The organism is Aeromonas cavernicola (assembly GCF_002795305.1).
GTDB lineage: Bacteria > Pseudomonadota > Gammaproteobacteria > Enterobacterales > Aeromonadaceae > Aeromonas > Aeromonas cavernicola.
Map to the genome: position 1 here is coordinate 1 of NZ_PGGC01000024.1, position 17,666 is coordinate 17,666.

13 protein-coding genes are annotated in these 17,666 nt (G+C 55.3%); 8 read left to right on the top strand and 5 right to left on the bottom strand.

The window, feature by feature from the left end; all coding sequences use genetic code 11:
- Together CUC53_RS03115 and CUC53_RS03120 are read right to left on the bottom strand one after the other, a co-directional pair.
- Window positions 1–560, bottom strand: a 560-nt coding sequence (locus CUC53_RS03115; RefSeq protein WP_157798184.1) for an ATP-grasp domain-containing protein, incomplete at its 3' end; no start/stop codon positions are given.
- A gap of 85 nt (window positions 561–645) precedes the next feature.
- Window positions 646–1,536 carry a DMT family transporter gene (locus CUC53_RS03120; protein WP_201796705.1) on the bottom strand — a complete coding sequence of 297 codons (891 nt, stop codon included), beginning with the start codon at window positions 1,534–1,536 and terminating at the stop codon, window positions 646–648.
- A 224-nt stretch (window positions 1,537–1,760) separates the two neighbouring features.
- On the opposite strand from CUC53_RS03120, the gene CUC53_RS03125 reads away from it, so the two are divergent.
- The 4 genes from CUC53_RS03125 (at window position 1,761) to yfaE (ending at window position 6,804) form a co-directional block, all read left to right on the top strand.
- Window positions 1,761–2,348 (top strand): FMN-dependent NADH-azoreductase, encoded by a 588-nt coding sequence (locus tag CUC53_RS03125; RefSeq protein ID WP_100292804.1) that lies wholly within the window; start codon window positions 1,761–1,763, stop codon window positions 2,346–2,348.
- Between the two features lie 655 nt (window positions 2,349–3,003).
- Window positions 3,004–5,271, top strand: coding sequence for a class 1a ribonucleoside-diphosphate reductase subunit alpha (gene nrdA, locus CUC53_RS03130; RefSeq protein ID WP_100292805.1), 2,268 nt, complete (start codon window positions 3,004–3,006; stop codon window positions 5,269–5,271).
- A gap of 79 nt (window positions 5,272–5,350) precedes the next feature.
- Window positions 5,351–6,484, top strand: a complete 1,134-nt coding sequence (nrdB, locus tag CUC53_RS03135) for a class Ia ribonucleoside-diphosphate reductase subunit beta (RefSeq protein WP_100292806.1) — start codon at window positions 5,351–5,353, stop codon at window positions 6,482–6,484.
- Window positions 6,481–6,804, top strand: coding sequence for a class I ribonucleotide reductase maintenance protein YfaE (gene yfaE, locus CUC53_RS03140; protein ID WP_167386669.1), 324 nt, complete (start codon window positions 6,481–6,483; stop codon window positions 6,802–6,804). The genes nrdB and yfaE overlap by 4 nt, the downstream gene beginning before the upstream one ends.
- 93 nt (window positions 6,805–6,897) lie before the next feature.
- Here the strand turns inward: yfaE and CUC53_RS03145 are convergent, their stop codons facing one another.
- The 3 genes from CUC53_RS03145 to CUC53_RS03155 form a co-directional block, all read right to left on the bottom strand.
- Window positions 6,898–9,573, bottom strand: a complete 2,676-nt coding sequence (locus tag CUC53_RS03145) for a FimV/HubP family polar landmark protein (RefSeq protein WP_100292807.1) — start codon at window positions 9,571–9,573, stop codon at window positions 6,898–6,900.
- Between the two features lie 252 nt (window positions 9,574–9,825).
- Entirely contained in the window at window positions 9,826–10,839 is a 1,014-nt protein-coding gene (locus tag CUC53_RS03150; RefSeq protein ID WP_100292808.1) for an aspartate-semialdehyde dehydrogenase, read from the bottom strand.
- A 187-nt stretch (window positions 10,840–11,026) separates the two neighbouring features.
- Window positions 11,027–12,181 (bottom strand): 4-phosphoerythronate dehydrogenase, encoded by a 1,155-nt coding sequence (locus tag CUC53_RS03155; RefSeq protein WP_100292809.1) that lies wholly within the window; start codon window positions 12,179–12,181, stop codon window positions 11,027–11,029.
- A 435-nt stretch (window positions 12,182–12,616) separates the two neighbouring features.
- Between CUC53_RS03155 and CUC53_RS03160 the strand changes: the two genes are divergently transcribed.
- The 4 genes from CUC53_RS03160 to asnB all read left to right on the top strand — a co-directional run bounded on the left by CUC53_RS03160 (window position 12,617) and on the right by asnB (window position 17,451).
- Window positions 12,617–13,366 carry an HAD-IIA family hydrolase gene (locus CUC53_RS03160; protein WP_100292810.1) on the top strand — a complete coding sequence of 250 codons (750 nt, stop codon included), beginning with the start codon at window positions 12,617–12,619 and terminating at the stop codon, window positions 13,364–13,366.
- Window positions 13,367–13,464: 98 nt separating this feature from the next.
- Window positions 13,465–15,039 (top strand): cation:proton antiporter family protein, encoded by a 1,575-nt coding sequence (locus CUC53_RS03165; RefSeq protein ID WP_100292811.1) that lies wholly within the window; start codon window positions 13,465–13,467, stop codon window positions 15,037–15,039.
- Between the two features lie 164 nt (window positions 15,040–15,203).
- Window positions 15,204–15,569: a cupin domain-containing protein gene (locus tag CUC53_RS03170; RefSeq protein WP_100292812.1), complete on the top strand. Its 366-nt coding sequence runs from the start codon at window positions 15,204–15,206 to the stop codon at window positions 15,567–15,569.
- Window positions 15,570–15,786: 217 nt separating this feature from the next.
- Window positions 15,787–17,451: an asparagine synthase B gene (gene asnB / locus CUC53_RS03175; protein WP_100292813.1), complete on the top strand. Its 1,665-nt coding sequence runs from the start codon at window positions 15,787–15,789 to the stop codon at window positions 17,449–17,451.
- The last annotated feature ends 215 nt before the right edge of the window (window positions 17,452–17,666 follow it).

A 17,666-nucleotide genomic window follows, 5' to 3' on the forward strand; every position in this document is an offset into this window, starting at 1 on the left:
CGCCCCGCCCGTCCCCCTTCCTGCGCATAGGTCCAGCTCTCATCGAGCTGAGCCAGATCGCGCAGCACGCTCTGGCCCTTGCCAGAGGAGCTCATCACCGGTTTCACCACGCACGGCAAGCCAATCGCCTCAACCGCCGCCACATACTCCGCTTGGCTTTGGGCAAAACGGTAGCGGGAAGTGGGCAGCCCCAATGTCTCGGCGGCAAGCCGGCGGATCCCTTCACGGTTCATGGTCAGTTGGGTGGCCCGCGCGGTCGGCACTACCTTGACTCCCTCCTGTTCGAGCTCAGCCAAGGTATCGGTGGCGATGGCCTCAAGCTCGGGAATAATAAGATCCGGTTTTACCTCAGCCACCAGCGCGCGCAGGGCGGTGCCATCCAGCATATCCAACACATGAGCACGGTGGGCAACCTGCATGGCGGGCGCATTAGGGTAGCGGTCAGCGGCGATCACCTCGATGCCAAGCCGTTGCAACTCAATGGCAACCTCTTTACCCAATTCACCGGAGCCAAGTAACAGCGCACGGGTAGCACTGGGGCAAGTGGCGGTTCCAAACATACGATCTCTCCTCATGTCGATGGTCACGCAGGATCGCCACTAACAGGGCAATCGCGGGCAAAAAAAGAGGTACGCTGGGCGTACCTCAGGAAACGGGGTGGCAGGCACGCTGCTCCAGATGAGTAAGCAAGGTGATGGCGCCAATGATGATGGCCGCGCCAAGCCACAGGCGGCCAGGGGGTGCCCAGCCAAATATCAACCAACCTGCCAGCACATTCATCGGCAACTTGGCAAAATCAAAGGGTTGAATAAAGGAGGCTTCCGCCACGCTGTAAGCCCGCGCAATGGCCAACTGGGCCAGTGCCGATAACACACCGGCCCCTGCCACCAATAACCACTGTGTCTCACTGGGCCACTGCCACTGGGGGAACGCCAGCATGGCGTTGAATGGGGTACTGACGATCAGCAGGTAGACCACCAAGGTATGCGCTGACTCCGTGGCTGCCTGATACCGCACCAACAGGGAGTATCCTGCCCAAAACAGCGCAGCCGCCACCGGCAGCAGCGATGCCCAGCTGAACTCATCGGTCCAAGGGGCCAAGATCACCATGGCTCCCACAAAGCCCGCTAAGGTCGCCATGAGCCGAGCACGGCTGACCTGCTCGTTGAGCAGCAGCACCGAGCCAAGGGTGGCGAACAGTGGTGAGGTCATCAGCAACGCAATCCCCTGCCAAATGGGCACAGGTACCGCCAGCGCCCACAACCAAAACTGGATGCCGATCACCGCCAACGCCACCCGCAGCAAGTGCAGCCGCAACTGCTGAGTGGCCAACGATTGGCGCACGCCATGGCGGATAAGCCACGGCAACAAACAGACCAGTGCAATCAGATATTGATGAAAGGCAACTTGGGTAGAGGGGAGATCGAGGTCAAAGCTGACATACTGGCTCAGGCTATTGACGGCAGCGAAGCAAAGGCCTGCAGCTAGCATCCAGACTGCACCGGCAAACGGGGAGTGGCTACGCGAGGAGGCCATGGGATCCACATCACTGAAAAAAGTGCGGCGGATCATAACGGCAATCGTTTGTCATGCCAAGTATTGCGCCGATCGCTGTCATGTGGCTACCGATTACAACCATTTATATCAAAAAAACTGAATAAGTTAAGCATCTAATTTGGCTATCACTATCTACCCCTGATGCATATATTGACCCACATCAACAGCTAAGCTGTTCAATCGACAATTAACGGAGTCTCACCATGGCGAATATCCTCGTAATTAAATCCAGCATCCTGGGTCAGTATTCTCAATCTAACGCACTGATCGATGGCTTTCTGGCCAAGTGCACAGCAGACACCGTCACAGTACGTGATCTAGCAACCCTCAACTTGCCAGTACTGGATGGCGAACTGGCTTCTGGTCTACGCGGTGGTGACAACCTCAATGCCCGTCAATTGGCGGTATTGGCTCAGTCTGACGAGCTGATTGCCGAGCTCAAAGCCAGCGATTTGGTGGTGATTGCTGCCCCTATGTACAACTTCAACATCCCAACTCAACTGAAGCTCTGGATTGACCTGATTGCCCGTGCTGGCGTGACATTCCGTTACACCGAGACGGGCCCCGTTGGTCTGGTTGATAACACTCGTGCTCTGGTGATCAGCCCCCGCGGTGGCATGCATGTTGGCGGCGCAACGGATCTGGTCACTCCCTACATGCGTACCCTGCTGGGCTTTATCGGCATCAACGAAGTCGAGTTTGTCTACGCCGAAGGCATGGGCATGGGCCCAGATGCGCAGGCGAAAGGATTGGACGCAGCCAAGGCACAGCTAGCGTCTGTCGCCCTGTAGGCCCTCTGTTAGCAACACTTAGCGACACGCCCCCCACTCATCAAGGGGCCATTTGCCCGCTTTGTTGAGATATAAAATCCGAGTTGAGATATAAAATCCGAGACAACGTGATGTGTCTCGGATTTTTGCTTTTAGCAGGCGCTCACTACCTGATGTTCATAGGCTTGAGTGGTGACAGTAGCCCGTAGAAAAAGACTCATAACGAGTACCTTTTTATCACCGCACCGTTGAGGGAATTGATGCGACCCGTCATCTATTAAGACTGATGAAGTTCATTGCCGCCGCCCCCATAGCTCGTGACGCCGCGCAGGCCAACTAGTAAAAAGACCTCGAGTTCGCAAGTAAAAAAAGTTATTTAAATTTTAATTTCATGCTCTGATGACTTGCATTTATCGGATCAGACGCATGAAGTCCCACTCACTGTGAGCAGCTACTAACAGTGACCTTACGACCCACAATTTATCCACAGCAATTGGGTTATCCACACATTGCATTGAGTCGTTCACCTCACTATCTTGTATCTCAACGTCAAAATAACACTATATCTTGTGATTCATCGTGCATTTGTTGGCCAATCCAAGGGAGAGACATGACTCTCTTGGGGAGTGATGCAAGTGCGTTGGTTGTTCGGGCATTAATAAAAGGTCATCCACTAATGAATTTGTTTGTGACGAAGCGTAACGGACACAAAGAACCTATCGATCTGGATAAGATCCACCGCGTGTTGGATTGGGCTGCCGAGGGGCTCAATCATGTGTCGGTCTCTCAGGTGGAGCTCAAATCTCACATCCAGTTCTATGACGGTATCCGCACCGCCGACATTCACGAAACCATCATCAAGGCGACCGCTGACCTGATCTCTGAACAGACGCCGGACTACCAATACATGGCAGCCCGTCTGGCCATTTTCCATCTGCGTAAAAAAGCCTATGGCCAGTTTGAACCTCCTCATCTTTATCAACATGTCGCCAAGCTGGTGGACATGGGCAAGTATGACAAGCACCTGCTAGAGGATTACACCCAAGCGGAATTCGACGAGCTCAATGCCCACATGGATCACTGGCGCGATATGAACTTCTCCTACGCAGCCGTCAAGCAGCTGGAAGGGAAGTATCTGGTGCAAAACCGCGTCACCGGTGAGATTTACGAGAGCCCGCAGTTCCTCTACATCTTGGTGGCGGCGTGTCTCTTCTCTAAGTACCCGAAAGATACTCGTCTGAGCTATATCAAGCGCTTCTATGATGCGGTGTCGACCTTCAAGATCTCGCTGCCGACGCCGATCATGAGTGGCGTGCGTACCCCCACCCGCCAGTTCAGCTCTTGCGTGTTAATCGAGTGCGATGACAGCTTGGACTCCATCAACGCTACCGCCAGCTCCATTGTGCGTTACGTCTCACAGCGCGCCGGTATCGGCATCAACGCAGGTCGGATCCGCGGTCTGGGCAGCCCGATCCGTGGTGGCGAAGCGTTCCACACCGGTTGTATCCCCTTTTATAAGTATTTCCAAACCGCGGTTAAGTGCTGCTCCCAAGGAGGGGTGCGTGGCGGCGCGGCCACCCTGTTCTACCCACTGTGGCACAGTGAAGTAGAGAGCCTGCTGGTGCTGAAAAACAACCGCGGCGTCGAAGAGAACCGAGTTCGTCACATGGACTACGGTGTCCAGATCAACAAGCTAATGTACCAGCGCCTGATCAAGGGCGCGGACATCACCCTGTTCTCGCCGTCCGATGCACCGGGCCTGTACGATGCCTTTTTTGCCGATCAAGACCAATTTGAAGCACTCTATGTCAAGTACGAGCAAGATCCGGCTATTCGTAAAAAGAGCATTAAAGCCGTCGATCTGTTCTCCTTGATGATGCAAGAGCGCGCTGGCACTGGCCGCATCTATATCCAAAACGTGGATCACTGCAATACCCACAGCCCGTTTGATCCGCGCGTAGCGCCGGTACGCCAGTCCAACCTCTGTCTCGAAATTGCCCTGCCGACTAAGCCGCTCAATAACATTGATGATGAAAATGGCGAGATCGCGCTCTGTACCCTGTCCGCTTTCAACCTAGGGGTCATTGAGAAACTGGAAGATCTAGAAGAGATGGCCGATCTAGCGGTACGGGCCCTTGATGCCCTGCTGGATTATCAGGATTATCCAATCGCCGCCGCCCAAAAAGGCAGCATGGGACGTCGCACCTTGGGGATCGGTGTCATCAACTATGCCTACTACCTGGCCAAAAACGGTGCCCGCTACTCTGATGGCTCGGGGTTGGCGCTGACCCATCGTACCTTCGAAGCGATCCAGTACTACTTGCTCAAAGCCTCCGTGCAGTTAGCTCGGGAATTTGGCCCCTGTCCACTATTTGGCGAAACGACCTACGCGCAGGGCCTGTTACCTATCGATACCTACAAGAAAGATCTGGACATGCTGTGCAATGAGCCCCTGCATCTGGACTGGGAGAGCTTGCGATCCGATATCAAAACCGTGGGGCTGCGCAACTCGACCCTGACCGCCCTGATGCCGAGCGAAACCTCCAGTCAGATCTCTAACGCCACTAACGGCATCGAGCCGCCCCGTGGCTTGGTCTCGGTGAAGGCCTCAAAAGATGGCATCCTTAAACAAGTTGTCCCTGAGTATGAGCGCCTCAAAGAGAGCTACGAATTACTCTGGCAACAACCCAGCGTCGATGGATACCTGCAGCTGGTCGGCATTATGCAAAAGTTTGTGGATCAAGCTATTTCGGCTAACACCAACTACGACCCGACCCGTTTTGAAGGCAATAAAGTGCCCATGAAGCAGCTGCTCAAGGATCTGCTGACCGCCTACAAATATGGCCTGAAGACCCTTTACTATCACAATACCCGTGATGGGGCAGATGATGTTCAAGCTGACCTACAAGATGATGGTTGTGCCAGTGGGGCCTGTAAGATATAGCCCCTAACCATCCGATAAACCGAGCGGGGGCAATAAGCGCCCGCTCTCCTGTTTTCTCTACACAGATATTCTGGTAACCATGGCCTATTCAACTTTCTGCCAAACCCAAAACGACCAGCTCAAAGAGCCGATGTTTTTTGGCCAATCGGTCAATGTGGCCCGCTATGACCAGCAAAAACACGATGTGTTCGAGCGGTTGATCGAAAAACAACTCTCCTTCTTCTGGCGCCCAGAAGAGGTCGATGTGTCACGGGATCGCATCGACTATCAGGCCCTGCCCCCCCACGAGCAGCATATCTTTATCTCTAATCTCAAGTATCAGACGCTCCTCGACTCGATTCAGGGCCGTAGCCCGAACGTAGCGCTGCTGCCGCTGGTCTCCATCCCCGAGCTAGAGACGTGGATTGAGACATGGGCCTTCTCGGAGACCATCCACTCACGCTCCTATACCCACATCATTCGCAATATCGTCAACTCACCGGCGCAGGTGTTTGACGACATCGTCACCAACGAGCAAATTTTGAAACGGGCCAGCTCGATCAGCCATTTTTACGATGACCTGATTGCGGCCACCACCCTCTATAACCTCCATGGCGAGGGCACCCATCAGGTCGGTGGCGATCTGATGACCATCACACTGCATGAGCTTAAAAAGAAGCTCTATCTGTGCCTGATGAGCGTCAATGCACTGGAAGCCATCCGCTTTTACGTCAGCTTTGCCTGCTCCTTTGCCTTCGCCGAGCGTGAGCTGATGGAGGGCAACGCCAAGATCATCAAAATGATCGCCCGCGACGAAGCACTGCATCTTACCGGCACCCAACACATGCTGAATCTGATGCGTAGCGGTCAGGATGATCCTGAAATGCGCGATATCGCCCAAGAGTGTGAACAGGCTTGTTTCGATCTCTTTAAAGAGGCCGCGATTCAAGAAAAAGAGTGGGCTGAATACCTGTTCCAAGATGGCTCGATGATTGGCCTGAATAAGGACATCCTCTGCCAATATGTGGAGTACATCACTAACCTGCGGATGGCTGCTGTTGGCTTGCAACCCGCCTTTTCTGGCGCCAATCAAAACCCCATTCCATGGATCAATACTTGGTTGTCATCCGACAACGTGCAGGTCGCTCCACAAGAAGTGGAGGTAAGCTCTTATCTGGTCGGCCAGATCGACAGCGAAGTCAATGCCGATGATCTGGGCGATTTTGAACTGTGAGTGATGCCCTCCAGATCCAACCCTCAGCCTTGCACAGCACGGCTAAAGGGCTGGCGACGCAGCCTCTGGTACATACCCAAGATGGCGTACTCGCGGCCCATCCTGAGGAAAGTGTGCTAGAGACCTTGGAGCGACACGGCCACTGCGTCGAGTTTCAATGTCGCAGCGGCTATTGTGGCGCCTGTCGCACTCCTCTGCTCAGTGGTCAAGTGCATTACCCCCATGTACCACTGGCCTTTGTCTCCCAAGGCGAGTGCCTCCCTTGCTGCTGTCACCCCGTGGGGACGATCCGGCTAGATATTCAAAAACGCGGAGGCTGACCGCCTTCCCACAGCTCATGATTACCCCCACCAAAGCAGAAAGGGCAGCCTCATTGGCTGCCCTTTGGCGTGAAGCACGGGATATCGGCAATACTAACCCAATTGTTTCAGTAGCCTAGTCGCCTCAGCCCGCTGCTGCCCAGCGCCCTCTGCTGCCGCTTCTTCCAACAATTCACGAGCACTCTCTTTATCGTCAATCTCAAGGTAAGCACGGGCGAGATCAAGTTTGGCACCCACGCCACCGTCATCTCCATCAAATCCGTTAGATCTCGCTTGTTCATCGGATGTAAGGTGGGTGTAGGAGTCCTCCCCAGCGGCTGCATCTGCCTCCGCCAACAAACTCTCTATATCAACATAATCATTGTTCTGTGCCTGCGACCGCGGCTCAAGATTGACGGAGTGAGAGCCAGATTCACTAAACGCATTTTCAAAGTCGGCAAGTGCCAACTCATTAGGATCCCATTCTGGTACATTCTTACTCGGCTCCTCGCTGGGTAAGAGATCAAGTTCCGCCAACATCTCGTCCACATGTCGACCCGCAGCGAGGTCTACCACTGCGTCAGATTGTGAGTCGAATGGCTGCTCAAACTCACTGAGATCAACAGTAGCTAGCGCTTCATCGGTCAATTCATCAATCAAACTGATCGCGTCAGTGCTTGGCTCAACATCAGCAGCAGATTTAGCAAATAAGGCCGTGAGTTTGGCCTCTTCATTCACCGGTACTGCTGCATTGACATGGGTCTGTGCACTGGTCAAGTCAGGCGCTAATTCGGCCAATGAGGGCTCGGGCTCTTCATTCGCCAGCACGTCTTCGTTGACATCGATCTCAACACCCGCCGACTCGGGTGTTGACTCGGCAAGCAGGGCTGCTTGCTCTGCTTCTTCATTGACTAATTTTTCTTCATTGATATCGGTATCAGCGCGGGTCAGATCAGGTACGAGCTCGGCAAACAGGGCCGCTTGCTCTGCTTCTTCATTGGCTAATGCTTCTTCGTTGATATCGATATCAGCGCTGGTCGGCTCAGGCGCGAGCTCGGCAAACAAGGCCGCTTGCAACGCCTCTTCACTCACCAAGTCTGCGTTGACAGGGGTGTCCGTGCTCTCAGGCTCTAGTTCAGCAAACAGGGCCGCTTGCTGCGCCTCTTCGCTCACCAAGTCTGCGTTGACAGGGGTGTCCGTACTGGCTAACTCAGGCTCTAGTTCAGCAAACAGGGCCGCTTGTAGTGCCTCTTCACTCACCAAGTCTGCGGTTTCAGAGGTGTCCGTACTGGCTAACTCAGGCTCTAGTTCAGCAAACAGGGCCGCTTGCAGTGCCTCTTCACTCACCAAGTCTGCGTTGACATCGGTGTCAGCGCTGGCTACCTCAGGTACAACATCCGGTGCCGACTCATGACGGCTGTCTAACGGGAGGGACTCTGCCGTATCAGGCTCATCAGCACTGACAACTAAATCGACCTCGTTCTCATTTACTTCTGTGTCTAAAGGCGCCGCCATCAGCTTGGCATCATCAGACTCATAGAACTCAGGCATCGTCGCCATGGACTGCTCATCGGTGACATCCACACTGAGCAGTTGATCAAATTCGTTGTGATCCCGCTCCATCACCATGGCGGTAGATTCAGACAAGCTTAGCTCTTGCTCTTCCAGCTCACGCCGCGCCCTCGCCCGCAACCACAGGGTCACTAACGCCAATACCAGTAAAACCGGCAGTAGAATAATCATGGCTAGGTTAAGGGGCGAGGAGAGTAATTCCATCCACCAGCTTGATTTGGCGGCAGGCGCCTCGGCTACCGGCGGTGTTGGGTTAGCCTTCAGTTCCGCCAGCTCCTTTTGCAACATATCCTGATCTTGCAATTGAGCTTTGAGGGTCTCAATCTCTTCGGTCAATGCCTGCAAACGTAACTTGAGACGGTGATTCATCTCCGTGACTTGCCCCAGCTGGGCGTTAGCATCTTCCAACGCCAGAGCCAGCTCAGTGGCAGGTTTACCGACCGGTTTATCAAGTTCAGAGGGCAGTGGTGCAGGGGCCGTACTGCTAGCACTGCTGACTGTGGCTGGTACCGCCACAGGGATGACTTTTTCAGCCGCCTCTTTACCAGCCGCATCTTTGACCCCACTTACCGCAACAGGGGCTACCTCTGCAGGTTTGGGGATAGGCGCTGGATAGGTTTCCGATGGGGTTGGCTGAACCGCTGTCGTGGCCGGTGCGGGTGTCGCAGGCACAGCCGGTGGCAACGTGGTCACAGGTGTGGCCTTGGTGGTCTGCTTATCAGCCAAATATTTAGGGCTAAGGCCTTTCCAGCTGGCATTATCCTGATTGAAACGCTGACGAGCCTGCGCATCGGTGATCACGTTAGCTTCAGCGGTGGTCGGTAATAAAATACGGGACCCAACCAAGATGTGATTGATGTTGCCATCGGCAAAACTACGGGGATTTTTCTCGTAGATAGCGACCATGGTTTGATAGACGCTAACACGATTGGAAGGACGATGCTTACTGGCCAAGCCCCATAAGGTATCGGTAGAACGAACGGGGCCGTAGCTCCTAGCGCGGGCTGGGGCTGCTTTACGGGCCACCGGCTGGGCTGTGGCACGCAGCGGCCTTGCCACTGGTGGGGCGGGAGGTGGCGCAGACACCGTAGCAGGGGTAGGTTCATCAGGCCCTTTAAGCTCAACGTAGAAGGGCTCCCGTGCCGACTGTTGGGCTAAGGCGCCCCCCTGCAGACCCAATGCGAGCAAGATTGCCACTGTTATGCGGGAATGTCCCATATTCGTTCCTTCGTATCTTGGCCCTATCACATTGATAAAATAAGGATAGCTACCCAAAAAATCGGTTCAATATCAATCAGGCTCGGGTAGTCAACTCACCGCCCGACCTACTCGCTGCCCCACTCAATCCTGCATAAAAACGTAATCGTTTGAATATGCTATAAAAAACTATCTCATGCAGTCAGTAACATGGTCAGCCTTGCCCCAAGGCTGACCCGCATCTTTTTCCCTCACCACCCCGTATGCCGCGGTTTACAGATAATCTTGCACCAGCAGTTCAGCAATCTGCACACTGTTCGTTGCCGCGCCCTTACGAACGTTATCGGCCACAATCCACATATTGACACCGCTCGGGTGAGAAATATCTTGCCGCACCCGCCCCACGAGCACGTCATCTTTGCCGGTTGCATCGCGCACTGGGGTGGGGTAGTCGGCGTCATCAAAGAGCGAGACGCCAGGCGCATGTCGCAGCAAATCCTTCACTTGCTCAGCATCAAGGGGTTGATGCAGCTCTACGTGAACGGCCTGTGCATGGCCATAGAAGACCGGCACACGAACACACGTGGGGTTCACCGCAATGCTGGTATCACCCAGTATCTTTTGGGTTTCCCATACCATGCTCAGCTCTTCTCGGGTGTACCCGTTGTCGGTGATGCTGTCGATGTGAGGGATCACATTAAACGCAATTTGCTGAGGATAGAGGCTCGGCTCCACGGGTCGACCATTAAGTAACTGCGCAGTCTGGCCTGCCAGTTCACTCACTCCCTCTTGCCCTGACCCCGACACTGACTGATATGTCGCCACATTGATCCGAGCAATCCCCACCTCATCGTGCAATGGTTTGAGGGCAACCAGCATCTGAATAGTGACGCTGTTAGGATTCGCAATGATGTTGCGGTGACGAAAATCGGCTAAGGCTGCGGGGTTGACGTCTGGAACCACCAGCGGAATGTCGTCGTCATAGCGAAAGCAAGCCGTATTATCGATGACGATGCAGCCATGATCAGCCGCGATGGGTGCCCATTTTGCCGACACATCCGCATCAGCAGAAAAGAAAGCAAGCTGAACCTGGCCCCAGTCGAAGGTCTCTACGTCTTGGATTTCACGGCTCTTCCCCGCAAACCGTACAGTTTCACCGGCACTGTGGCTGGACGCGAGGGGATACAGCGCCGCGACCGGAAAATGACGCTCCTCTAAGATCTCGATGATCGCTTGACCGACGGCGCCACTGGCACCCAACACCGCTACATTAAACTGCTGACTCATTCGTTTTCCTTTTACTAACGCTGTAATGGTACTCAAGGCACCATGATTGACATGATCGATATGCGTGAAATGGCGTGTTATTGACATCGCTTGGTGGATGACCATGCGGCCGATCAGCGACCATGTGGTCCCATGCAACCGGTTAACCTACAGCAGCATGGCAATGCACAATCTATGCCAAGTTATATCAGGACTGGTGAGTCATAAAACCCAGCGCCCCTAGTTGCTCACTCACGTATTCACCGGTTAAACGCAGGGACGATAATTCGCGCCGCTCGGGGTAGTCTTTGCGCTGGGCATCAAAACTGCCGGGTTCACCGGCGCGATTGCGAAAGCGGGCATCATCGCGGCGTACATCATAAACCAGGTGAACCAATTGCTTGATCAACCCCTGATCGGCCACTTTGCTTGGCACCACCTGCGCCACATCTGGCGCTGGCAATAATGCCTGTAGATCTTGGCGCGGCGCACGCCCTAGCTGGCGGCACAGCGCGTCATAGAGCATCCAAGTGCCACGGGCTTTGCCCTCTAGGCTATATCCAGCGATATGAGGGGTAGCCAACTCGGTATAAGGGATGAGGGCCCACAACGGCTCGGGTTCGCCTTCCCACACATCCATCACCAACCGCAGCGGCCCTGCGGCTTGACCCGTGGACGCCAGAGCGCCCATCTGGCCCTGTTGACGAGCCAGCAGCGCGCGGTTGTCCCACACCTCGCCACGCGCTGCATTGATCAAGATCTGGCCCGCCGGACGCTGCGCAATCTCTTGCGCTCCCAACAGGTGGAAGGTGGCATCTGGCCCTTCGTGGGTCAGTGGCACGTGGAAGCTGACAATATCGGCCCCAAGGGCGGTCTGATAATCAACGTAACCCGCATCTGGCATGGCACGCGCTTTGGGGGGATCACAGCGCAGCACCCGCATCCCCAGCGCCTGCGCTTTACTGGCCACACACTCACCGGTATTGCCCGCCCCGATCACCGCCAGCGTCATCGCAGCGAGGTCAAGCTCGTGGCGCTCGGCCAGAACCAACAGCGCTGAGAGCACATAGTCTCCGACAGAGTGCTTATTACACCCAGGAGCGCTGTAAAAAGGGATATGGCGACGGGCAAGCAGGGCATGATCAATATGATCGGTTCCGATCGTAGCGGTCCCGACAAACTGCAATTGTGGGCAGGTCGCCAGTAAATTGACATCGACCCGGGTGATCGAACGCACTAACAGCACATCCGCATCGGTCAGATCCGCCGCCGTGATCTGTCGCCCAGCCAAGGGGACCACCTCCCCCAACTCAGCGAATAACTCAAGAGCATGGGGCATATTTTCATCAACGACGATCTTCATTGGACAGTCTCAGTTTGCAAAGGGCCACGGGCGCGCCATTCTAGCCCAACTGCGAGATCAATTTCAGCACGACCTGCATGAGCATCTCGCCGAGACGCCCGATAATGGCGTTGATAATCAGTACCCTATACCCCGCATATACCCAGCACGCGACTTATCGCCACCCGCAAGGGCACAATGTAGGCACGATGTAGGTTGTCAGCCAAGGGCCCGTCATCATGATCTAGCGGCACCTTGTTATGCCCCAGATATTCCCCTTCGCCCCTAGCAAGGGCCCTGCCTTGCTGATGCACAGGAGCAGCACAGCAACCTAGCGTGCAAGAAAGCCGCAATTTGTCATCAAAGATGGCTTATCATGGCGCCACCAAAAATTATAACTGATTGAACATCTTAACGATGGGTGGCCCGCCACGGGCCGTCAGCTAAGGAGTCTGTATGAAGAAGAATGTTATCTGTGACATCGACGGGGTTATCCTCCACAACAACGACCTTATTCCCGGTGCCGATCGCTTCGTCCATCGCCTGTTAGAACAAGGCAGCAAGCTATTGTTCCTCACCAACTACCCCGCACAAACCCAAAAAGATCTACAAAACCGCTTCCGCTCTGCGGGCATCGAGGTGCCGGAGGAGTGCTTCTACACCTCCGCCATGGGCACCGCCGATTTTCTCAAACGCCAAGATGGCAAAAAAGCCTATGTGATCGGGGAAGGGGCGCTGACCCACGAGCTCTACAAAGCGGGTTTCACCATCACTGATATCGACCCTGACTTCGTGGTGGTCGGTGAGACCCGCAACTATAACTGGAGCATGATGCAGTTGGGGGCCAAGTTTGTCGATCAAGGCGCCCGCTTTATCGCGACAAACCCCGACACCCACGGCCCCTTGATGTACCCCGCCTGTGGCGCCCTGTGTGCCCCCATCGAGCGGATGACGGGCAAAAAGCCCTTCTATGTCGGCAAGCCGAGTGCCTGGATCATCCGTGCAGCACTCAATCGGATGGAGGCCCACTCCGACGACACCCTGATCATTGGCGATAACCTGCGCACCGATATTCTGGCGGGCTTTCAAGCGGGCCTTGAAACCGTATTGGTGCTCTCAGGGGTGAGTAAGGTGGCAGATATCGATCGGATGCCATTTCGACCCAATCACATTTTCGACTCGGTGGTCGATATTAATATCGTCTGATCACCCCAGCTGTGCCGACCTGCCCGCTGACGCCGCTGATGCGCCAGCGGGCAGCGGTAACCTCGTCGCGGCAGCAGCATCATGCCGAAGGATGAAACATGGAACCCACTTTGATCGCCGTGGCCTTTGGCTGCGGCATGGTAGTCAACCTCATTGGCCTGCCGCCTCTGCTCGGCTTTCTCGCCGCCGGCTTTATGCTCAACGCCATGGGCTATCAACCTAGCCCAGCCTTAAATAAGATCGCCGATCTGGGTGTCACCCTCTTGCTGTTCACCATTGGCCTCAAGCTCAACCTCCACACCCTGATGCGGCGCGATGTGTGGGGCACCACCAGCGTACATCTGCTGCTCTCGACCTTGTTCTTCACCCTGATATTGCTGGTCTGTAAGGGCTTAGGCCTTGCGCTGGCGCTCTCCCTTGACTGGAAACTGGCGCTGCTGCTGGGCTTTGCCCTCTCCTTCTCCAGCACGGTGTTTGCGGTCAAGGTATTGGAAGATCGCAGCGACATGAATGCCCTCTACGCCCGTATCGCCATTGGCGTGCTGGTGATGCAGGACCTGTTCGCAGTGGCCTTTCTCACCTTCTCCAGCGGCAAGTGGCCCAGCATCTGGGCACTGTGGGTGCTGGGATTACCGCTGCTGCGCCCGCTGCTGTTCAAGCTATTAGAACGTGTGGGCCACGGCGAATTGTTGGTGCTGTTTGGGGTCTTTCTGGCACTGGTTGTGGGGGCTGCTGGCTTTGAGATGGTGGGGCTTAAACCCGATTTAGGGGCCCTGATCATCGGGATGTTGCTCGCCGCTCACCCTGCTGCTGCGGGCTTGGCCAAGGCGCTGTTTAACTTAAAAGATCTCTTTTTGGTCTGCTTTTTTCTCACCATCGGCCTCAACGGCCTGCCCACCCAAGAGACCATGGTGCTTGCACTGGTGCTGGTGCTGGCCCTGCCGCTCAAAAGCGCCCTCTATTATCTGGTTTACAGTGGTGCCCACCTGCGGGTGCGCACCGCATTGCTCTCCACCTTGGCCCTCAGTAACTTTTCGGAATTTGGCCTGATCGTGGCGGCCATTGCGGCCAAAGCGGGCTGGCTCTCTCATGAGTGGCTGGTGGCATTGTCGCTGGCACTGGCGGCCAGTTTTATGGTATCGGCTCCGTTAAATGGCCACAGCGAACGGATCTACCATCGCATTGGCCGCTGGCTCAAGGGGCTGCAAGCGAGCAACCTGCATCCGGAAGACCGCCCTATCGAGCTGGGTGATGCCGAGGTGATCATCCTTGGCATGGGGCGCATTGGCCAGGGCGCCTACGCGGAGCTAGAACATCAGGTCGGCCCAGTGATCCTCGGGGTGGAAAACGACAGCGACAAGCTGCCTGCGCTGCGTGCCCAAGGCATGAACGTTATCGAGGGCGACGCCACCGATACCGACTTCTGGGATAAAGTCCTGCTCTCCAATCAAGTCAATCTGGTCCTGCTGGCGATGCCCCACCACTCGGGTAACCTCTATGCCATCGAAAAACTGCGTAGCCAAGCTTTTAGCGGCAAGATCGCCGCCATTGTCCGCTTTGAAGATGAGATTGCCTCGCTGCAAGCCTATGGGGTCGATGCGGTATTCAACGTCTATAACGAAGCGGGCAGCGGCTTTGCTCGCCACGTCATCCCCCACCTACCAGATCGCTAAGCAAGGGACTCAGGTACTTGGCAAGGGGGGAGTCATCGTTTAGTTTATGGATTCATTTGTTTAATAAAACAAACATACACGGGGCCGAGCTGGCCCCGTCTGCATTGCCCAACCATGTTACCTGACCTAGTAGCCCAACCTAGTTACCAAACCAAGGAGCGATCATGAAAACCCTCAATGACTGGATCTTGCTCGACCGCCATCAAGCTGCCGCAACCCCACTCATGCCCGCCCCCGAGCGCATTACAGCAGGCAATCCGACGCAAACGGTGTGGAACCACTACTCCGATCCCAGCCAGCAGTTTCACGTGGGCTTTTGGTCCTGCGAGCCGGGCCGCTGGGCGATCCACTACACCGAGCACGAATATTGCCAACTGTTGGAGGGAGAGGTGGTGATCCACGACCGTCAAGGCGGCCAGCTTGCGCTGAAACCCGGCGATCAATTCGTCATTCCCGCTGGCTTTGTCGGGGAATGGGAGACCCTCACCTCTTGTCGTAAGGTCTATGTGATCTTCGAGCCTCACGCCTGATTGGCTGCCCTTGACGTAGACGTCAAGATGAGGTGGCTTATCCTGCGTCTAACGGACCTGTTGTCAGCACGATGGGTTGACGCTTACGTCATGATTTTCTGCGGTTTTCCTGCTTGCAAATGGTTTTTCCACTAGGCATTGTGGCTGCTGGGGACTGTAAACGGAATTTTGAGCCAGCACCCAAGGGTTCAGATAAAAATCAAGAGGATTACCGCCAATGTGTTCTATTTTCGGCATTCTGGATATCAAGTCCGACGCAGCTGCCCTGCGTAAATCGGCGTTAGAGATGTCCAAGCGACTGCGTCACCGTGGGCCAGACTGGTCCGGCGTCTACAGCTCGGATAAAGCGATTCTGGTGCACGAGCGCTTGGCCATCGTCGATCCGGGTAATGGCGCTCAGCCACTCTATAACACCGATCGCACCCACGTATTAGCCGTCAATGGCGAAATCTATAACCACAAAGAACTGGAGAAAACCCTCAAGGGCGACTTCCAGTTCCAGACCAAATCCGACTGTGAAGTACTGCTCGCCCTCTACCAGGAGAAGGGCCCGGCATTTTTAGACGATCTCAACGGCATCTTCGCTTTTATCCTCTACGACGCCGAGCAAGATGCTTACCTGATTGGTCGCGACCACATGGGGATCATCCCGCTCTATACCGGCCGCGACGAACACGGCAACTTCTATGTCGCCTCCGAGATGAAGGCGCTGGTGCCCGTCTGCAAGAGCGTCGAAACCTTCCCACCGGGCCACTACCTGTGGAGCAAGGATGGCGAACTTAAACAGTGGTACAAGCGTGACTGGATGGAGTACGGCGCGGTCGAACACAAGGTCAGTGACAAGGCTGAGCTGAAAGCGGCACTGGAAGCGGCAGTCAAACGCCAGCTGATGTGCGACGTGCCCTATGGCGTGCTGCTCTCCGGCGGGCTCGATTCGTCGGTGATCTCCGCCATCACCAAGATCTACGCCGCCCGTCGGGTGGAGGACGATGGCAAGAGCGAAGCCTGGTGGCCGCAGCTGCACTCGTTTGCGGTCGGCCTGGAAGGCTCGCCGGATCTCGCCGCTGCCCGTAAAGTGGCCGATCACCTCGGCACCATTCACCACCAGATCCACTTCACCGTGCAAGAGGGACTGGATGCGCTGCGGGATGTCATCTATCACCTTGAGACCTATGACGTCACCACCATTCGTGCCTCCACCCCGATGTACCTGATGGCCCGTTATATCAAGGCGATGGGGATCAAGATGGTGCTTTCCGGTGAAGGCTCCGACGAGCTGTTTGGTGGCTACCTCTACTTCCACAAGGCGCCCAACGCCCGAGAATTCCACGAAGAGAACGTGCGCAAGCTCGCCTCCCTGCATCTCTATGACTGCCTGCGTGCCAACAAGTCGATGGCCGCTTGGGGCGTCGAGGGGCGCGTGCCGTTCCTTGATAAGGAGTTCATGGACGTGGCGATGCGCCTGCAACCCGCGGACAAGATGTGTGGCAACGGCAAGATTGAGAAGCACATCCTGCGCGAAGCGTTCGAAGATCTGCTGCCCCATGAAGTGGCATGGCGCCAGAAGGAGCAGTTCTCCGACGGCGTGGGCTATTCATGGATCGACAGCCTCAAAGCCATGGTCGAACAGGAGGTGACCGATCAGATGTTCGAGGCGGCGTCCTTCCGCTTCCCCGTCAACACCCCGCTGACCAAAGAGGCCTACTACTACCGCGCCATCTTCGACGAACACTTCCCGCTGGAGTCCGCCGCCCGCACCGTGCCTTACGGCAAGTCGGTCGCCTGCTCCACCCCCACCGCACTGGAGTGGGATGCCAAGTTCAAAGAGATGGCCGACCCGTCTGGGCGCGCTGTGATGGACGTGCACCAACAAGGCTACTAACCAGCGCCCACCGATCACTCGGTGGATGGCGATCACTTACCGTGAACAGAAACCCCTCCTGTGCAGTGAGGGGTTTTTTATTGGCTAGCGATTAACAAAATAGATAAAAATAAAAATAAATTTTATAATCGCCGTTAAAATTCAACAAAAAATAGATCTAATTCAACTTTTGTTCGATTTTAAACCGTTACACTGCGGTTATCTGGTTCGTGAGC